Here is a 16,200-nt window from a genome sequence, read left to right as displayed (position 1 = left end):
AGCTGGCTTAGTAAGTGCAAGCGAAGGCTGGCAAGGCGCTTAAAACGCGGCTAGCGTGCCGCCATGACACTCAAGGCAGATCTCTTTTTCAGCTTTCGTTCGCCCTACAGCTATCTCGCCGTAGGGCGTTATCGCGCGATGACCGAGGAATTTGACCTCGATATTGCGCTGCGTCCGGTTTGGCCGTTGGCGCTGCGCCAATCCGATTTCTTCGAACGCAACCACTCCAACTGGCTGGGCTATACCATGCGCGACATGATCCGCGTGGCGCAGTTCCACGGTATACCTTTTGGTGCGCCGCGCCCCGATCCGATCATCCAGAACATGATGACGCGCGAGATTGCGCCCGAGCAGCCTCATATCCGCCGGATCACGCGGTTGGGGCAGGCGGCGGCGCGGCGCGGCACGGGGCTTGGCTTTGCGGCTGAGGCCGCGGCGCTGATCTGGGGCGGGGCCGAGGGCTGGAACGAGGGCGATCACCTGGCTGGCGCCGCTGCGCGTGCCGGGCTGGATCTGGCCGAACTCGATGCCGAAGTCGCAGCACAGGCCGATTCGCTTGATGCCGAGATCGCCACCAATCAGCAGGCGCTGGAGGATGCGGGGCATTGGGGCGTGCCGACTTTGGTTTTTGCCGGTGAGCCCTTCTTCGGCCAGGACCGGATCGACATGGTCAAGTGGCGGATGGAGCAAAAGGGGCTGAAAAAGCGGTGAGCGGGGTCGAGACTTCGTATTTCACAAGCTTCGATGGTACCAAACTGGCGATCCATCGCATAGGTGAGGGGCCTCCGGTCATTTTGCTGCACGGGCTGTTTTCCAGTTCCGAAATGAACTGGATCAAATGGGGCCATGACCAGCGGATTGCGCGTGAGGGCTTCGAAGTCATCATGCTTGATTTCCGCGTGCATGGGCAAAGCGAAAGCCCGTCCGATCCCGCTGCCTATCCTGAAAATGTGCTCGTGCGCGATGTCGCAGCGCTGATCGAGTATCTCGGATTTGAGGATTATGATCTCGGCGGTTTCTCGCTCGGCGCACGCACCGCGCTGCATGCGGTGGCGGGCGGCGTGTTACACCCGCAAAGGCTGATCGTGGGCGGGATGGGCACCGCCGGGCTGGGCGAATGGCAGAAGCGTTCGGCGCATTTCAAGCGCGTGATCGACGAATTCGACACGATGAAACCCGATGATCCGGCGTGGTACTCGCGCCAGTTCCTCAAATCGCAAGGCGTTGACCGGGCCGCAGCACGCATGTTGCTGGGCACCATGCCGGACATGGCGCTGGATAAGCTGGCCAACGTCACCATGCCTGCATTGGTGGTGTGCGGCGATGAGGATCGTGACAATGGATCGGCGGAGGAGCTGGCGGCAATACTGCCCAATGCCACTTTCGTCGAAACACCCGGCAATCACCTGATCAGCGCGACAAAGCCGGAGATGGGTGAGGCAATTGCCCGTTTTCTTGCCGGTTGATCCAGGCTGGATCGCCATTCATCGATTTTTCAGGGCAGACGCTTGATTCAACGGCTCTGCGCGGCCAAACTGGTTTAACATGAAACCTGTTTCGTGAAAAAGGGACCGCTCCAATGAGATTTACGAAAGTCGCGCTGTCTGCGCTGGCAATATCGCTTGCCGCCTGCACCAGTGTCCAAGCTGAGGAAGTTGCAAGCACCACTGCCGCGCCTGCCGCTGCTGAGACCTATCCCATGACTCCGGAAGGCGCAGCCGCATGGATCGACATGGTCGAGAAGGACCTGTTCGGTTTCGGCATCGACTATGCGCAAGTCTCGTGGATAAACGCGACCTACATCACGCACGATTCCGATGCACTCGCCGCCAAGTATGGTGCAATCGCGACCGAGAAGAGCGTTGCCTATGTCAATGAGGCGGCGAAATACGCGACTGTGGCCGGGCTCGACCCGGTGGTTGCGCGCAAACTCGATATCCTGCGCAACGGCATCGTCATGCCTGCACCAGTGCGCGATGGGGCGGCGACCGAGCTGAACGAAATCGCGACCGCCCTGGGTTCGGCTTACGGCAAGGGCAAGGGCACGCTGAACGGCAAGGAAATCAGCGGTTCCGACATCGAGGCCGAAATGGGCAGCCTTGATCATACGCCCGCCGAATATGCCGAGATGTGGGCCAGCTGGCACGATAATGTCGGCGCGCCGATGAAGGACGATTATGCCCGCATGATCGCGATTGCGAACGAAGGAGCAAAGGATCTGGGCTTTGCCGATCTGGGCGCAATGTGGCGCTCCAACTATGATATGGATCCTGACCAGTTTGCCGCCGAAACCGAACGCATCTGGCAGGAGGTCAAGCCGCTCTATGTTGCGCTGCACACCTATGTCCGCAGCAAGCTCAACGATAAATATGGCGATGATGTGCAGCCCGCCACCGGCCCGATCCGCGCCGATTTGCTGGGCAATATGTGGGCCCAGGAGTGGGGCAATATCTATCCGCTGGTCGCGCCCGAAGGCGCCGGCGATATCGGCTATGACATAACCGATCTGATTGCGCAGAAGGGCCTGTCGGAGACCGACATGGTCAAGGTGGGCGAGCAGTTCTTCTCCTCGCTCGGCTTTGAGCAGCTGCCCGAAACCTTCTGGGAACGCAGCCAGTTCACAAAGCCGCGCGACCGCGAAGTTATCTGCCATGCTTCCGCATGGAACCTCGACAATGTCGACGATCTGCGCATCAAGATGTGCATCAAGCCCAATGCGGACGATTTCATCACCATTCACCACGAGCTTGGCCACAACTATTACCAGCGTGCCTATAATCAGCAGGATTATCTGCACCTGAGCGGCGCGAATGACGGCTTCCACGAAGCGATTGGCGATATGGTTGCGCTGTCGATCACGCCCGAATACCTCGTCCAGATCGACATGCTCGATCCCAAGGATGTCCCCAGTGCGGACAAGGATATTGGCCTTCTGCTGCGCCAGGCAATGGACAAGGTTGCCTTCCTGCCGTTCGGCCTGATGGTTGACCGCTATCGCTGGAGCCTGTTCGACGGATCGGTTGCGCCCCAGGATTACAACGAGGCGTGGACCCGCCTTCGCTACCAATACCAGGGCATCGTGCCGCCGGTGCCGCGCGGCCCAGATGCGTTCGATCCGGGCGCGAAATATCACGTACCGGGCAACGTGCCCTATACGCGTTATTTCCTCGCGCGGGTGCTGCAGTTCCAGTTCTACAAGGCGGCCTGCGACCAGGCGGGCTGGAAGGGCCCGCTCCATCGCTGCAGCTTCTACGGCAATGAAGAAGTGGGCAAGAACCTGAACGCGATGCTGGAAATCGGTGCGTCCAAGCCATGGCCCGATGCGCTCGAAGCATTCACCGGCGAGCGCCAGATGAGCGGCAAGGCGATGGTCGAGTATTTCGCCCCGCTGATGGCGTGGCTGGAAGAGCAGAACCAGGGCAAGCCCAAGGGCTGGTGAGGCCTTCGACCGGAACGGAAAGGCCCCCGCCGCATCGCTGCGACGGGGGCCCTCCATCGCTCTATGGGAGCGACCTCGCTGAGACGCGATTATTCGGCGCTGAACGGCACCGACGAGTGATGCAGGTCGATCACAAGGTCACCGTCGGCATTCTTCTTGTAACCGAAGGTGTATTCCACCTTGGTGTCCTTACCATCGGTGTCGGTGAAGTAATAATTGCCCATTGCGATCGCGCTGTCGCCGTCGATGATGGTGCCTTCGTTTTCCCAGCGGACGTTGGTCCAGGGCTTGACCGCGAAGCCGCCGTCTTCGGTGCCTTCGGTCCCGATGAAGTAGCTCAGCGCTTCGTCAAAGGTGCCGCGGAACTGGTCCTCGGCGGCCAGCGTCGGCTTGAACAGAACAGGCATGCCGTCTTCATAGGCGTAGAAGGTGTTGATGTGGTCGGTGGCGGCTTGCTTCACGTCACCGCCGTCGGTCGAAACCTTGCCGATGTTGACGATGCCTTGACCCCACGCTTGCTGGGCTGCGGTGACTTCTTCGGCAGTGATCGGAGCGGCGGCGGTTTCACCGGTCGGGGCGGTTTCGGTTGCGGTTTCGCCGCAAGCGGCGAGAGCGAGGCTGGCCGCGGCGATTGCGGGTACCATTACAAACTTGCGCATTGAATTCTCCAACGAATTTTGTGCCCCTAGGGGGGAATTTGATGAGCATTATCGACGCTGGAGAGGCAGTCATTTGCCGGACCGCCACTCGACCAGAGTCGATACGGTCCGACATCACGTGCGTTTTCGTGTCGCACGCCAGAGGGGCCCGGCCCGTGCGCATATAACAATATATCTCGTGCTTGGTTCCAGACTGCGGCGGAAAAATTTTCGCAGACCAAGAATGCGATTTGGTTGGGCTCGATTGGTGCGGTAAGGCGCGAAAAAGACGGGTGATGCAGACCTTGGGAGATCGGAGATGAGATTGGCGATTGGCGCGGCGGTTTGCGCATTGGGCCTCGCTGCCTGCGAGCCGGTGGATAGACCGGTTGAAGGCAAGGCCTTGGCATCAAGCGCGCCACTAGAAGGCTCGGTTTTCGTCGCCAACAAGCGCGGCAACACCCTGTCATTGATCGACCTTGCCAGCGGAGCAGAGGTCAAACGGGTGGACAGCTGCACCAACCCGCACGAACTGGCCGTTTCTCCTGACCGCCAGCATGTCGCGCTGGCATGTTACGGCGGGACTAGCGTCGATCTGTTCCGCACTGCGGATCTGGCCAAGGTCAAGAGCATCGAGCTGGGCGAAAATGCCCGGCCGCATGGCATCGTCTGGCACCCCAATGGCGATCTCTATGTCACCGCCGAAGGGCGCCAGTCGATCTTCCGAGTTGCGAATCCGACCGGTGCCGCCGACACCAGCGAGTTCGCAACCAACCAGCGCGGCAGCCATATGCTCGCTGTCGCCTCTGACGCGCATACCGCGTGGACCACCGATCTTGGGTCGAAGACCGTTACGCGCATTGATCTTGCGGGGAATGATCCCCTCATTTCACGTGAGGTGGGTATAGAGCCTGAAGGCATTTCGCTTGCGCCGGACGGCGGGACGCTATGGGTCTCCGCGCGCGGCTCGAACAAGGCATTCGCGCTCGATCCGCAAACGCTCGAACTGCGCCACGAGATCGCCACTGGCCGCTTTCCGCTGCGCATCGCCGTGCGCCCGCAGGGCGACGTGGCAGTGACTTCTGACCTTGCCGATGGGGGCTTGTCCGTGATCGACACCGCCAGCGCCGAAGTCATCCGCACCATCGCCGTATCCAGCCCGGAAGAGGCTGAGCGGCGTTTCCAGGTAACCATCGCGTGGTCCGGCGATGGCGAACGGATCTATGTCGCCGAAACCGGCACCAATACGGTGGCCGAGGTCGATTTCGAGAGTGGCCAGGTGCTGCGCCGCCTGACCACGGGCGAGGGCGGCGATGGCCTTGCGATTCTGGACGCGAGCTGAGTGCCTGGCGAGAAGAAATCCCAGTCACTTGTCGGCTGGCGCGAGCTGGTCGGATTGCCTGACTTTGTCCCGGCGCGGATCCCGGCGAAGATTGATACGGGCGCGCGCACTTCGTCGCTTCACGCGACCCGGATCGAACGCTTTGACCGCGATGGCCAGCGCTGGGTGCGCTTTCTGCTCGACCTGGGCGACGGGCGAAGCGAGCCGGTCACTTGCGAAGTTCCGCGTGCTGACCGGCGCATCATCACCAGCTCGAACGGGGAAGGGCAGGACCGCTTTATCATCAAGACCCGGCTCAGGCTGGGTGAACATGTATATCGTGCCGAGTTCAGCCTGGCAGACCGATCGGACATGAAATTTCCCATACTGATCGGGCGAACCGCGCTCAAGAACCGCTTCCTGGTCGATCCGGGGAGGTCCTGGCTCCAATCATCCCGGCAAGAGCGCAAACTTCTCAAATCTCAAGGATAAACCCATGAAAATTGCCATGCTGGCGCGCAATGCCAATCTCTATTCGCACAAAAGGCTGGTCGAGGCTGCCGTGGCGCGCGGCCATACGCTGGATGTGCTCAACACGCTGCGCTGTACGGTCAACATCGCCAGCCATCGGCCCACACTGACCTATGATGGGCAGACGCTGAAGGGCTATGATGTGGTGATCCCGCGTATCGGCGCCTCGATCACCAATTATGGCCTGGCCGTGCTGCGCCAGTTCGAGATGGCCGGGGTGTGGCCGCTCAACGAAAGCGTGGCGATCGGGCGCAGCCGCGACAAGCTGCGCAGCATGCAGATCCTTGCCAAGCACGGGATCGGGTTGCCGCTGACGGCCTATGCCAATGATCCCAAGCAGGCAGAGGAGATCATCAAGGCGGTGAACGGCCCGCCAGTGGTGATCAAGCTGCTGGAAGGCACGCAGGGCATCGGCGTGGTGCTGGCGGAAACCATGTCATCCGCCAAGTCGGTGATCGAGGCCTTCCGCGGCGCCAATGTGAACATTCTGGTGCAGGAATTCATCAAGGAAGCGGGCGGGACCGATATTCGTGCGCTGGTGGTGGGCGGCAAGGTGGTGGCGGCGATGAAGCGCACCGGGGCGGCGGATGATTTCCGTTCCAACCTGCATCGCGGCGGCAGCGCCGAAGTGATCAAGATCACGCCGGAAGAACGCGCGACTGCGGTGCGTGCGGCGCGCTGGATGGGCCTGAATGTCTGCGGCGTGGACATGCTGCGCAGCAATCACGGGCCGGTGATCATGGAAGTGAACAGCTCGCCCGGCCTCGAAGGGATCGAGAAAGCGACCGGCAAGGATGTGGCCGGCCTGATCATCAAGTTCATCGAGGAAAACGCCAAGGCCGGTAAGACCAAGACCAAGGGCAAGGGTTGATGGAGACCAGACAGGAAAAGGGGCGCTACGGATTTGCCCGCAGCGCCCCCACTGGCCCGTAAAATAGCGGCGATTTAGCCCAGGTTTGCGCTCACCATCGCCCACATCATGGGGATCGACAGCAGCACGTTGGTGCGGCTGGCGATCAGTGCGCGGGGTGCCGCTGCGGCCTTCTCCTCTGCACTCGCTTCCACGATGCCCAGCACCTTTTTCTGCGCCGGCCAGATGATGAACCACACGTTGAAGGCCATCACCAGCGCCATCCACATGCCTGCACCGATCAGGTCGACCGCGCCTTCGCCAGCGAAGGTGAGAGCTTCGACCATGTAGCCGTTGACCATGGCTATCCAAAGGCCGGTCACCACTGTGAGCAAAGCAGCCCAGCGGAAGAAGAACAGCACCTTGGGCGCGATGTGCTTCGAGATGGCGCCTTTTTGTTCGTCAGGAATTGACGGCATGGTCGGCACCTGCACGAAATTGAGGTAATAGAGCAGGCCGATCCACAGCACGCCGAAGAACAGGTGTAGCCAGCGAGCGACCGAGTTGGAGTCAACCGGCGTATAGGCGCCAAAGCCGAGCATCAGTGCGAGTGCGGCAATCAGACCGATTGCCATGACGAGATGAAGATTTCCGAAGAGTTTTGCCATTGTTCTCCCCCTAAAGAGTCCGTTGCGGAACGCGCAGCCTTGTGGCGCCGCGCAGCGAGCGGACACTGGTCACAATTGCCGGGCTTGGCAAGTCCCGGTGTTATCCCGCCGGTGGAGGGTTGCGGGTTTCCTCGTCCACGCCTTCAAGGCTGAGGCCATGCTTCAGCAGCATGGGGATCTGGCTGAAAGTGAACAGGAAAGTCAGCGGCAGGAACACCCACAGCTTGGCCCAGAGCCAACCCTCGAAGCTCATCTGTGCGCGCAGAGTTTCGTTCAGGATCGCCAGCAGCAGGAAGAAGATGCCCCAATTTCGTGACAGCTTAAGCCATCCCTGCTGGCTTAGCCCTTCGAATACCGCTTCGAGCAATATTTGCAGTAGTGCCCGCCCACGCCATACGCCCACCAGCAAAGCGACGCCGAAAATGGTATAGATAATTGTTGGCTTGAGCTGGACGAAGGTGGGATCGCCAAAGAACACCGTCAGCGCGCCGAACCCCACGATCAGCGCGGTTGAAAACCACAACATGGGCGAAACCTTGCCCAACCGCCATTTGGATACAGCCAGCGCGATCACCGCTGCGACCATGAATGCTATGGTGCCTTTGATGACAGCGGCCAGTTCCGCAATCGGCGCGGCTTCCTCTGGTGCGGACCAGCGATAGACACCAAGAAACACCAGCAGCGGGCCGTAATCGACCGCGACATTGAGCCACCCGGTGCCTTTGGTCTTATCTTTCCCGTTGTCTGTCATCAGGCTACTCCAGCAATCACGCGTGCCACAAGGTCAGGATCGAACGGCCGCAGATCGTCAATCTTTTCGCCCACGCCGATGGCATGGATCGGCAGGCCGTATTGCTCGGCCGCAGCGACCAGCACGCCGCCGCGTGCGGTGCCATCCAGCTTGGTCATGATCAATCCGGTCACGCCTGCCACTTCCTTGAACACGTCAATCTGCGCCAGCGCATTCTGGCCGTTGGTGGCATCGAGCACCAGCACCACGTCATGCGGTGCCTCGGGGTTGAGGCGGCCCAGCACGCGGCGGATCTTGGCCAGTTCGTCCATCAGCTCGCGCTTGTTCTGCAGCCGGCCAGCGGTATCGACGATCAGCGCATCGATACCTTTATCGGTCGCCGCCTTGACCGCGTCGAATACCACGCTGGCCGGATCGCCGCCTTCGGGGCCGCGAATGATCGGAACATTGATCCGCTTGGCCCAGGTGGCGAGCTGGCCGATCGCCGCTGCGCGGAACGTGTCGCCCGCCGCCAGCATCACGCCATAATCGTCTTCCTGAAGCAGATGCGCCAGTTTGGCGATGGTGGTAGTCTTGCCGCTGCCATTGACGCCGATCACCAGGATCACCTGCGGGCGCGGGAAGGCAGTGATTTCCAGCGGCTTGGCAACCGGTCTCAGGATTTCGGCGATTTCTTCTGCGACGGCTTCTTTCAGCTCGTGCTGGCTGATTTCGAGGCCAAAGCGCTTTTCCGCCAGCCTGGTGCGGATGCGCGCTGCCGCCGACGGGCCAAGGTCCGACATGATCAGCGCGTCCTCGACATCGTCGAGCGTGGCGTCATCAAGCTTGGCGGTTCCGACCACGCTGGTCAGGTTTTCGCTCAGCCGTTCGGAGGTCTTGCGGAATCCGCCAAATAGCCGATCGGTCCAGGATTTACCGGGATTATCCGCCTCGCTCATGCGAGCAGTCCTTCCTTGATCTGTGTCGGGCACAGTTTGACGATGCAGCCGGCTTCAATGCCGGCGGGAACCGCGACCCGTGCGAAGTCAGGCGCATAGCCTGTACCGTCCCGTTCGGCGAGGACCGACATTTCCTTGCCAACCAGCGTCTGGAGCCAGCCGCTATGAACTTCTGCCGCCATGCCGCGCAGCTCGCTGGCCCGGCGCTTGATCAGCGCCTTATCATGCTGCGGCATGCGGGCGGCGGGCGTGCCGGGGCGAGGCGAATAGGGAAAGATGTGGCCGTGCACGATTTCCAGTTCGCCAATGATCGAGAGATTGGCCCGATGATGCTCTTCGGTTTCGGTCGGGAAGCCCGCGATCAGATCGGCACCGATTGCCAGCTCAGGGCGAAGCTGCTTGAGCCGCGCGACAAGCTCCGCCGCATGGCGGCGCAAGTGTCGACGCTTCATCCGCTTGAGGATCAGATCATGACCGTGCTGGAGCGAGAGATGGAGATGCGGCATCAGTCGCTGTTCACAGGCAAATAAATCGAAAAGTTCTTCATCGATTTCAATACCATCAAGCGAAGACATGCGAAGCCGCATCAGTTCCGGGAAAGTGCGCAAAATCGCGCTCACAAGGCTGCCGAGCGGCGGCTTGCCGGGCAGATCGTACCCCCAGCTCGTAACATCGACACCGGTCAGGACGACTTCGGCCGCCCCTTGCGCCAGATGCTGTTCCACTTCGCGCAAGACCTGCGCCACCGTGAGTGACCGGCTGCGGCCGCGGCCCTGCGGGATCACGCAGAAGGTGCAGGCGTGATCGCACCCGTTCTGCACTGCGATGAAGGCGCGGGTACGATTTGGCGCGATGGGTACTGCAGCAGCAGGCACATTCCACACGCGCGGATCAAGCTTGGCCTGGTTGGCGATCAACCCGTCCACTTCGGGCATTGCGGAAATTTGCTCGCGTTCGATATCGGCAGCACATCCCGTCACCAACAATCGGGCATCGGGGTTCGCACGGCGCGCGCGGCGGATTGCCTGGCGGGTCTGGCGCACGGCTTCGGCGGTAACAGCGCAGCTGTTTATCACAACCAGATTGTGCTCATCGCCGAGCATGCCGCGCATTCGCTCGCTCTCGGCGATATTGAGTCGGCAACCAAGCGAGATAATATTGGGGCCTTTCATCGCGCGGTGACTTTCGCGTAGTCCTCCCACGCGAAGCTGCCGCGAAAGCTTTCCGTCGCCGGGCCGGTCATGAGGATGCTGCCATCCTCTTGCCATGCGATATCAAGCTCGCCACCGGGAAGCTCTACCGTCACTTCGCGCCCGCTCAGGCCGCGCCGCGCGGCTGCGACCGCGGTGGCGCAAGCCCCCGTTCCGCAGGCCCGGGTGAGCCCGGCGCCGCGCTCCCACACCCGCAGCCGGATGCGGTCAGCTGCCTCGATGGTTGCCACGTTCACGTTGACGCGCTCGGGGAACAGCGGATCATGCTCGATCTCGGGGCCGAGCCGCTCAAGCTCCACTGCGTCGCAATCCTCGACGAAGAACACGATATGCGGATTGCCGATATTGACCGCGCAGGGCGCATGCAAATCCTCCCAGCTGACAGGCATGCTGAGCGTATCCATGGCATAGGCGAGCGGGATAGCGTCCCACTCGAAACGCGGCGTGCCCATGTCGACCCGCGCGCCGCCAGCGGTCGGCTCCAGCGCGATCACTCCGCCGCCGGTCATCACCCTTGCAGGTGAGCCGTGCAGCAGTGCTACGGCCCGCGAGGCATTGCCGCATGCCTCCACCTCGCCGCCATCCGAGTTGAAAATTCGCATACGGAAATCGGCGCTCGCATGTTCGCACGGCTCGAGCACGATCAGTTGGTCGCAGCCGATGCCTTGCCGGCGATCGGCGATCGCGGCTGCAGTCAATGCATTCAGCGCGGGCAAGGGGCTTTCGCGCCCATCCAGGACGACGAAGTCATTGCCGAGGCCGTGCATCTTGGTGAAGGGAATACGCATCGCGCAGCGCGCTCTATGCCTGCGCAGGGGCTGCGTCCAGCATTTCGGTCGCTACCGGGATGAATATCTCGGGGTTGACCAGGCCGGGGCTGATCATGACAAAGGCGATCTTGCGGGTTTGGGCTTTATGGGAATTGCCTCTAGGGATGCGCAAATTCCAATCTGAAGGAGCAGAATATTGCCACGCTACTGGCTGATGAAATCCGAACCGTTCAAATACAGCTGGGACGATCTTGTGGCCGAAAAGGAAGGCACCTGGGACGGCGTGCGCAATCACCGCGCCAAGAACAATCTTGCAGCGATGAAGATAGGCGACGAAGCCTTTTTCTACCATTCTCGCGAAGGGCTGGAGATCGTCGGTGTAGTGACCGTTTCGGTTGAGGGGATCACCGATCCGACTGATCCGGAAGGCAAATGGGCAGCGGTGAAGGTGAAGCCGAAGGCCAGGCTCAGGCAGCCTGTGACGCTCAAGCAGATCAAGGCAGAGCCAAAGCTTGCCGATTGCGAGCTGGTGCGGCTGGGGCGCCTTTCAGTAGCCGAGATCACGCCCGAAGAATGGAAGGTGATCCTGGAAATGGGCGGCGGCCTGGCCGATCGCGTCTAACGGCTTCTGAGCCCGCTAACCGTGGCGCCACTGGCGGCGAGCTGTTCGACATCGATCTTGCAGTGGATCAGCTTCAGCCCCTGGCGACCGCGCGCTTCGGATAGCGCTCGCTTGAAATCATCGGTGGTTTCCGCGCGGGCGGTCCATGCTCCGAATGCGGCACCCAGCGCGGCAAAATCCGGATTGGCGAGCTGTGTGCCTGAAACCCGTTCGGGAAACTCGCGTTCCTGGTGCATGCGGATCGTGCCATAGGCGCCGTTATCGATCACCAGCACGGTCAAGTTGCAGCCATATTGGGCGGCGGTGGCCAGTTCCTGCCCGTTCATTAGGAAGTCGCCGTCACCCGCCAGCGCCACCACTGCGCGATCAGGGAAGCGGCGCGCGGCAGCGACGGCTGCCGGTATGCCATAGCCCATCGCGCCGGCTGTAGGGGCGAGCTGCGTGGCGAACCCTTCGTAACGCCAATAGCGGTGCCACCAGCCAGAGAAGTTCCCTGCGCCGTTGCAGATGATCGTATCGGCGGGCCAGGTTTCGCGCATGAAGGCAACGCATTGGCCCAGGTCGAGCGGGAAATCGGCCGGTTTCGGCGTGGACCATGCCTTCCATTCTGCATGTGCTTCAGCCCCGGCGTCGAAAGAAATGATCGAATTGTCTTCCCACAGCGCCGCCGCCTCGGCGAATTCATCCATCGCGCAGCAGATCGCCAGATCGGTCATATAGACCCGGTTCAATTCCTCCGGGTCGGGATGAATATGCACGAGTCGCTGCTCGGTGCGGTCGAGTTCGGGATAGGTATAACCGTCTGTTGTCGCTTCACCCAGGCGCGCGCCCACTGCGATGACCAGATCGGCCTGCTTGACCCGCTCGACCAGCTTGGGGTTGGGCCCGTAGCCAAGATTACCGGCATAAACCGGTGAAGAAGGCGAAATTGCGTCCTGCCGCCGGAACGCCGTCGCAACCGGCAGGCCGATTCGTTCGGCGAATTGCCGGAAGTATTCGCGTGCCTTGGGGTTCCAGCCAGCCCCACCGATGATCGCAATCGGGCTGGCCGCATCACCGATCAGCGCCATCAGCGCTTGCATCGCATCGGGGCAGGCGGCTTGCGATGGCCGGGTTACGAAAGGGCGCGGTTTAGCCTGCGTGGCATCATCCAGCATGTCTTCGGGCAGGGCAAGCACCACCGGGCCGGGGCGGCCCGAGATCGCAGTGGCAAAGGCACGTGCGACGAATTCGGGAATCCGGTCCGCGCTGTCGATCCGTGCCGCCCATTTGCAGATCGGGCTGAAGAAGGCCGGGAAGTCCACTTCCTGAAACCCTTCGCGCTCGCGCATCGAGCGGTCGACATCGCCCACGAACAGGATCATCGGCTGCGAATCCTGATGCGCCACATGCACCCCGATGCTGGCGTTGGTCGCGCCCGGGCCGCGCGTAACAAAGGCAATGCCCGGCCTTCCGGTCATCGTTCCATCTGCGCAGGCCATGAAAGCGACGCCGCCTTCCTGGCGGCAGGTGACAAGATCGATTTCGTCGCGGCCATGTAGCGCATCAAGCACTTGCAGGAAGCTTTCGCCGGGAACGGTGAAGATGCGGTCTGCGCCTTGTTCGATCAGGCATTCGACCAGCAGCTTTGCGGCATCGGGAGTAGGGCGTGCAGTCATGTCGCGGGGCTTAAACCTGCATTGCAAGCGAAGCAATCTATCCACAGGTCACCATGAACAGGGATGCTTAATGTCCCGCCTTGCGACAGCCCGAAATCAGAGCGCGCGAAATGGTTAGCATCGGGTTAAGAAACCCCCATGCGTAGGAACCTGGTATTGACCGACGAGCAGGCAAGGCACCCATTTCGGGCGCTGTTGCCGGCGCATGTCCGCAGCAATGAGTATGAGGCACCCGCCGAAGTGCTGTGGAAGCTGACGCGCGAAGATGTGCGCGGATTCGCCACCGCCTACTTCGCGACATTCGCAGCGGTGCTCGTTTTCTTCGCTTAGACCGGCCCAGCCTCCAGCTCGGCCCTGTGCAGCTGCCGGCCCAGGTATGCAGAAATCAGGCACATCGCCGCGCTGAGCAGCAATTGTTCCACCACCGGCACGCCAATCGCGCTTAGCGCCATGGCGACCAGCGCACCGCCCACCATCGCACCGGAATTGACGATGTTGTTCGCGGCAATCGTGCGCGCTGCGGCATCAGGCGAGCAGCGGGTGGTGAGAAATGCGTATAGCGGCACAACGAACATCCCGCCCGCAATCGCTATCCCCAGCAGGCACAGCATGATGACTGTGGCCAGCGGCCAGGCGAGAAATTCGCTTACGCTGAGAAGCTCGGTCGGCTGGTCAGCGTGCCACATGCGGCACACGAGGTAGAAGGCGATCACGAACAGGCCCATCACGATCACCGAGGCTGGTGAATAGCGCGCCGATACGGTGCCCTTGAGCAGCGCGTTGATCGATATCGATCCGATTGCCACCCCTACCGAGAAGATCACCAGGAACAGGCTGGCGACTTCCTTGCTTGCCATGAGCGTGTTCTTGGCCAGTGGCGGGAACTGGATGAACAGGACGGCTCCAATGGTCCAGAAAAAGCTGATCGCCAATATGGCATAATAGATCTGCCGATCGAGCATCGTTTTCCTGATCAGCCCGATCGATGCGCGAATGATGTGCCAGTCGAGCTTCTCGTAATCGGCAATGGGCGGGGCAGCGGGGACCTGGCGGCTTGTCAAATAACCTATGACGGATGTTGCGATGATGCCGCCGGCTGCCCATTCGACCGGTATCCATCCGGCCAGAATGGTACCGGTCAGAATCGCGATATAGGTCCCCGCTTCGACCAGGCCGGTGCCCGCCAGAACTTCATCCTTCTTCAAGTGCTGCGGCAGGATGGCGTATTTGATCGGGCCAAGAAAGGTCGACTGCACGCCCGTGAGAAACAATGCCAGCAGCAGCAGCGGGATCGCCAGCGTATCGACCGAAATTCCGCGCCAGGCGAGATAGAGCCCGCTCGCACCGATCAGCATCAGGCCGATCTCGCACATCTTCACTGTGCGGATGATCTTCGCCTTGTCGCGCATGTCGGCGAGCTGCCCCGCCAGCGCCGAAAGGATGAAGAAAGGCAGGATGAACAGCGCCGATGCCACCGCACTGAAGATGCCTTCGGCGCTTTCGTCATCATAGACGCTGTAAACCACGAACAGCACCATCGCGGTCTTGTAGAGATTGTCGTTGAAGGCGTTGAGCAATTGGGTGCAGAACAGCGGCAGGAAGCGCCGCCGGCGCAGCAGATGCGTTGAAGTGCTCATCCAATCAGCCCCGCTGCCGCTTCATTGCAGATGATCCTAGGGTGGGGGTGAGCGGTGAACAAGCCTTTCCAGCCATCTTTTGCCCGGCGCCGCAACGCGCTAAGGGAAGTGCCTGATGCTGACCTTGCCCAATATCCTCACCCTGTCCCGGATCGGCGCGGTGCCGCTGCTGGCCTTCTTCCTGTGGTGGCCGAATTGGCAAACCGGCTATTTGATCGCTTTCGTGCTCTACAGCCTGATGGGCATCACCGACTATTTCGACGGCTATCTCGCGCGCTCCAGCGGGGCAGTGTCCAGGCTCGGCATCTTCCTCGATCCGATCGCGGACAAGATCATGATAGCCGCCGTGATCCTGGTGCTCACCGCACAGGGCGTGCTGCGCGGCCCCTATGTCGGTGACATGCATGTGATTGCCGGGCTGATCATTCTGGTGCGGGAGATCGCCGTGTCGGGCCTGCGCGAATTCCTGGGCGGATTGCAGGTCTCCGTGCCGGTGACCAAGCTTGCCAAGTGGAAAACGACCTTCCAGATCATCGCGCTGGGTGCGCTCATCCTTGGGCGCGGGCTGCCCGAATGGAACATGGACATTGGCGGGATCGAGGCCAATGTGCCGCATACGGTTGGCCTCACCACACTTTGGGCGGCTGCGATCCTGACGCTGATGACGGGGTGGGATTACCTGCGTGTCGGCCTCAAGCACATGGACTGAACCTTCGCTGCGAATCAGATAATCGGGCATGAAATCAACCGGCGTCTTGAAACCAAATGCGCTTCTGGTGCGTATTCCATTCAGGAACTGAGCGCTCGCAAAGCGAAAGGCCGCGAACATGAATGGTTTGATCTGGCCAGCGGCATTTGCCGCAGCCAACATCAACTTCTTGGAAAGCATTTGGGGATACCAAGGCCCCATGAGCGCCACGCTTTCCACCTTGATTGCCGCCTTTCTCAAGATTGGCTGGGTCGCCATCGTCTTCAACGAAGTGCGCGGCGTGATCATGGCTGTGCCGGTCCTCTATGCGATGTATCAGTCAGGCGGGTCGCTCATGGCCCTGTGGCTCGGCTTCTGTTCGCTGGCCGGCATCGCGCTGTCGGTGGTGGTGCCATTGTTCGCGGCGCGGAAATTTGAGCGTTTCGCCAAGTCCCGCCTCGCACCCGCCAAGGCCTGA

General features: G+C 61.1%; 18 protein-coding genes. 10 read left to right on the top strand and 8 right to left on the bottom strand.

Annotated features, from left to right (window positions below):
* The first annotated feature begins 63 nt into the window (after nucleotides 1-63).
* The 3 genes from ACX3VQ_RS10060 to ACX3VQ_RS10050 all read left to right on the top strand — a co-directional run bounded on the left by ACX3VQ_RS10060 (nucleotide 64) and on the right by ACX3VQ_RS10050 (nucleotide 3,439).
* Nucleotides 64-711 carry a DsbA family protein gene (locus tag ACX3VQ_RS10060; RefSeq protein WP_462580918.1) on the top strand — a complete coding sequence of 216 codons (648 nt, stop codon included), beginning with the start codon at nucleotides 64-66 and terminating at the stop codon, nucleotides 709-711.
* Nucleotides 675-1,466: an alpha/beta fold hydrolase gene (locus tag ACX3VQ_RS10055; protein ID WP_462580917.1), complete on the top strand. Its 792-nt coding sequence runs from the start codon at nucleotides 675-677 to the stop codon at nucleotides 1,464-1,466. The genes ACX3VQ_RS10060 and ACX3VQ_RS10055 overlap by 37 nt, the downstream gene beginning before the upstream one ends.
* A gap of 113 nt (nucleotides 1,467-1,579) precedes the next feature.
* Nucleotides 1,580-3,439: a M2 family metallopeptidase gene (locus tag ACX3VQ_RS10050; RefSeq protein WP_462580916.1), complete on the top strand. Its 1,860-nt coding sequence runs from the start codon at nucleotides 1,580-1,582 to the stop codon at nucleotides 3,437-3,439.
* An 89-nt stretch (nucleotides 3,440-3,528) separates the two neighbouring features.
* Here the strand turns inward: ACX3VQ_RS10050 and ACX3VQ_RS10045 are convergent, their stop codons facing one another.
* Nucleotides 3,529-4,098: a phosphoribosyl-AMP cyclohydrolase gene (locus ACX3VQ_RS10045; RefSeq protein ID WP_462580915.1), complete on the bottom strand. Its 570-nt coding sequence runs from the start codon at nucleotides 4,096-4,098 to the stop codon at nucleotides 3,529-3,531.
* A 298-nt stretch (nucleotides 4,099-4,396) separates the two neighbouring features.
* Between ACX3VQ_RS10045 and ACX3VQ_RS10040 the strand changes: the two genes are divergently transcribed.
* From ACX3VQ_RS10040 to rimK, 3 genes are read left to right on the top strand one after another with little or no spacing between them, the layout of a single operon-like run.
* Nucleotides 4,397-5,419, top strand: a complete 1,023-nt coding sequence (locus tag ACX3VQ_RS10040) for a Vgb family protein (RefSeq protein WP_462580914.1) — start codon at nucleotides 4,397-4,399, stop codon at nucleotides 5,417-5,419.
* Nucleotides 5,420-5,890 carry an ATP-dependent zinc protease family protein gene (locus ACX3VQ_RS10035; RefSeq protein WP_462572925.1) on the top strand — a complete coding sequence of 157 codons (471 nt, stop codon included), beginning with the start codon at nucleotides 5,420-5,422 and terminating at the stop codon, nucleotides 5,888-5,890.
* A gap of 4 nt (nucleotides 5,891-5,894) precedes the next feature.
* Complete coding sequence (gene rimK / locus ACX3VQ_RS10030; protein WP_462572926.1) at nucleotides 5,895-6,800, top strand: 30S ribosomal protein S6--L-glutamate ligase; 906 nt, start codon at nucleotides 5,895-5,897, stop codon at nucleotides 6,798-6,800.
* A 74-nt stretch (nucleotides 6,801-6,874) separates the two neighbouring features.
* Here the strand turns inward: rimK and ACX3VQ_RS10025 are convergent, their stop codons facing one another.
* From ACX3VQ_RS10025 to dapF, 5 genes are all read right to left on the bottom strand, one after another.
* On the bottom strand, nucleotides 6,875-7,447 hold the full coding sequence (locus ACX3VQ_RS10025) for a urate hydroxylase PuuD (RefSeq protein ID WP_462580913.1): 573 nt from the start codon (nucleotides 7,445-7,447) through the stop codon (nucleotides 6,875-6,877).
* Between the two features lie 100 nt (nucleotides 7,448-7,547).
* Nucleotides 7,548-8,198, bottom strand: a complete 651-nt coding sequence (locus ACX3VQ_RS10020) for an inner membrane-spanning protein YciB (protein ID WP_462580912.1) — start codon at nucleotides 8,196-8,198, stop codon at nucleotides 7,548-7,550.
* Nucleotides 8,198-9,136 (bottom strand): signal recognition particle-docking protein FtsY, encoded by a 939-nt coding sequence (ftsY, locus tag ACX3VQ_RS10015; protein WP_462580911.1) that lies wholly within the window; start codon nucleotides 9,134-9,136, stop codon nucleotides 8,198-8,200. Before ftsY ends, ACX3VQ_RS10020 begins: the two co-directional genes overlap by 1 nt.
* Nucleotides 9,133-10,308 carry a MiaB/RimO family radical SAM methylthiotransferase gene (locus ACX3VQ_RS10010; protein WP_462580910.1) on the bottom strand — a complete coding sequence of 392 codons (1,176 nt, stop codon included), beginning with the start codon at nucleotides 10,306-10,308 and terminating at the stop codon, nucleotides 9,133-9,135. Before ACX3VQ_RS10010 ends, ftsY begins: the two co-directional genes overlap by 4 nt.
* Nucleotides 10,305-11,135: a diaminopimelate epimerase gene (gene dapF / locus ACX3VQ_RS10005; RefSeq protein ID WP_462580909.1), complete on the bottom strand. Its 831-nt coding sequence runs from the start codon at nucleotides 11,133-11,135 to the stop codon at nucleotides 10,305-10,307. The genes ACX3VQ_RS10010 and dapF overlap by 4 nt, the downstream gene beginning before the upstream one ends.
* Before the next feature lie 178 nt (nucleotides 11,136-11,313).
* On the opposite strand from dapF, the gene ACX3VQ_RS10000 reads away from it, so the two are divergent.
* Nucleotides 11,314-11,739, top strand: a complete 426-nt coding sequence (locus ACX3VQ_RS10000; RefSeq protein ID WP_462580908.1) for an EVE domain-containing protein — start codon at nucleotides 11,314-11,316, stop codon at nucleotides 11,737-11,739.
* Here the strand turns inward: ACX3VQ_RS10000 and ACX3VQ_RS09995 are convergent.
* Entirely contained in the window at nucleotides 11,736-13,397 is a 1,662-nt protein-coding gene (locus ACX3VQ_RS09995; RefSeq protein WP_462580907.1) for a thiamine pyrophosphate-binding protein, read from the bottom strand. The genes ACX3VQ_RS10000 and ACX3VQ_RS09995 overlap by 4 nt on opposite strands.
* A 138-nt stretch (nucleotides 13,398-13,535) precedes the next feature.
* On the opposite strand from ACX3VQ_RS09995, the gene ACX3VQ_RS09990 reads away from it, so the two are divergent.
* A complete protein-coding gene (locus ACX3VQ_RS09990) occupies nucleotides 13,536-13,727 on the top strand; it encodes a hypothetical protein (RefSeq protein ID WP_462572938.1) in 192 nt (63 codons plus the stop codon).
* Here ACX3VQ_RS09990 and ACX3VQ_RS09985 read toward each other — a convergent pair.
* Entirely contained in the window at nucleotides 13,724-15,034 is a 1,311-nt protein-coding gene (locus tag ACX3VQ_RS09985; RefSeq protein ID WP_462580906.1) for an MFS transporter, read from the bottom strand. The two genes, ACX3VQ_RS09990 and ACX3VQ_RS09985, sit on opposite strands and share 4 nt — an antisense overlap.
* Nucleotides 15,035-15,149: 115 nt before the next feature.
* Between ACX3VQ_RS09985 and pgsA the strand changes: the two genes are divergently transcribed.
* The gene (gene pgsA / locus ACX3VQ_RS09980; protein ID WP_462580905.1) at nucleotides 15,150-15,743 is read left to right on the top strand and encodes a CDP-diacylglycerol--glycerol-3-phosphate 3-phosphatidyltransferase; all 594 of its coding nucleotides are present in this window, start codon (nucleotides 15,150-15,152) and stop codon (nucleotides 15,741-15,743) included.
* Between the two features lie 118 nt (nucleotides 15,744-15,861).
* Nucleotides 15,862-16,200, top strand: coding sequence for a hypothetical protein (locus ACX3VQ_RS09975; RefSeq protein WP_462572942.1), 339 nt, complete (start codon nucleotides 15,862-15,864; stop codon nucleotides 16,198-16,200).

The sequence above is a fragment of the Altererythrobacter chaiwopuensis genome (assembly GCF_054957735.1).
The sequence above is the reverse complement of the archived record's forward strand: the minus strand, read 5'-3'. Positions and strand labels throughout refer to the sequence as shown.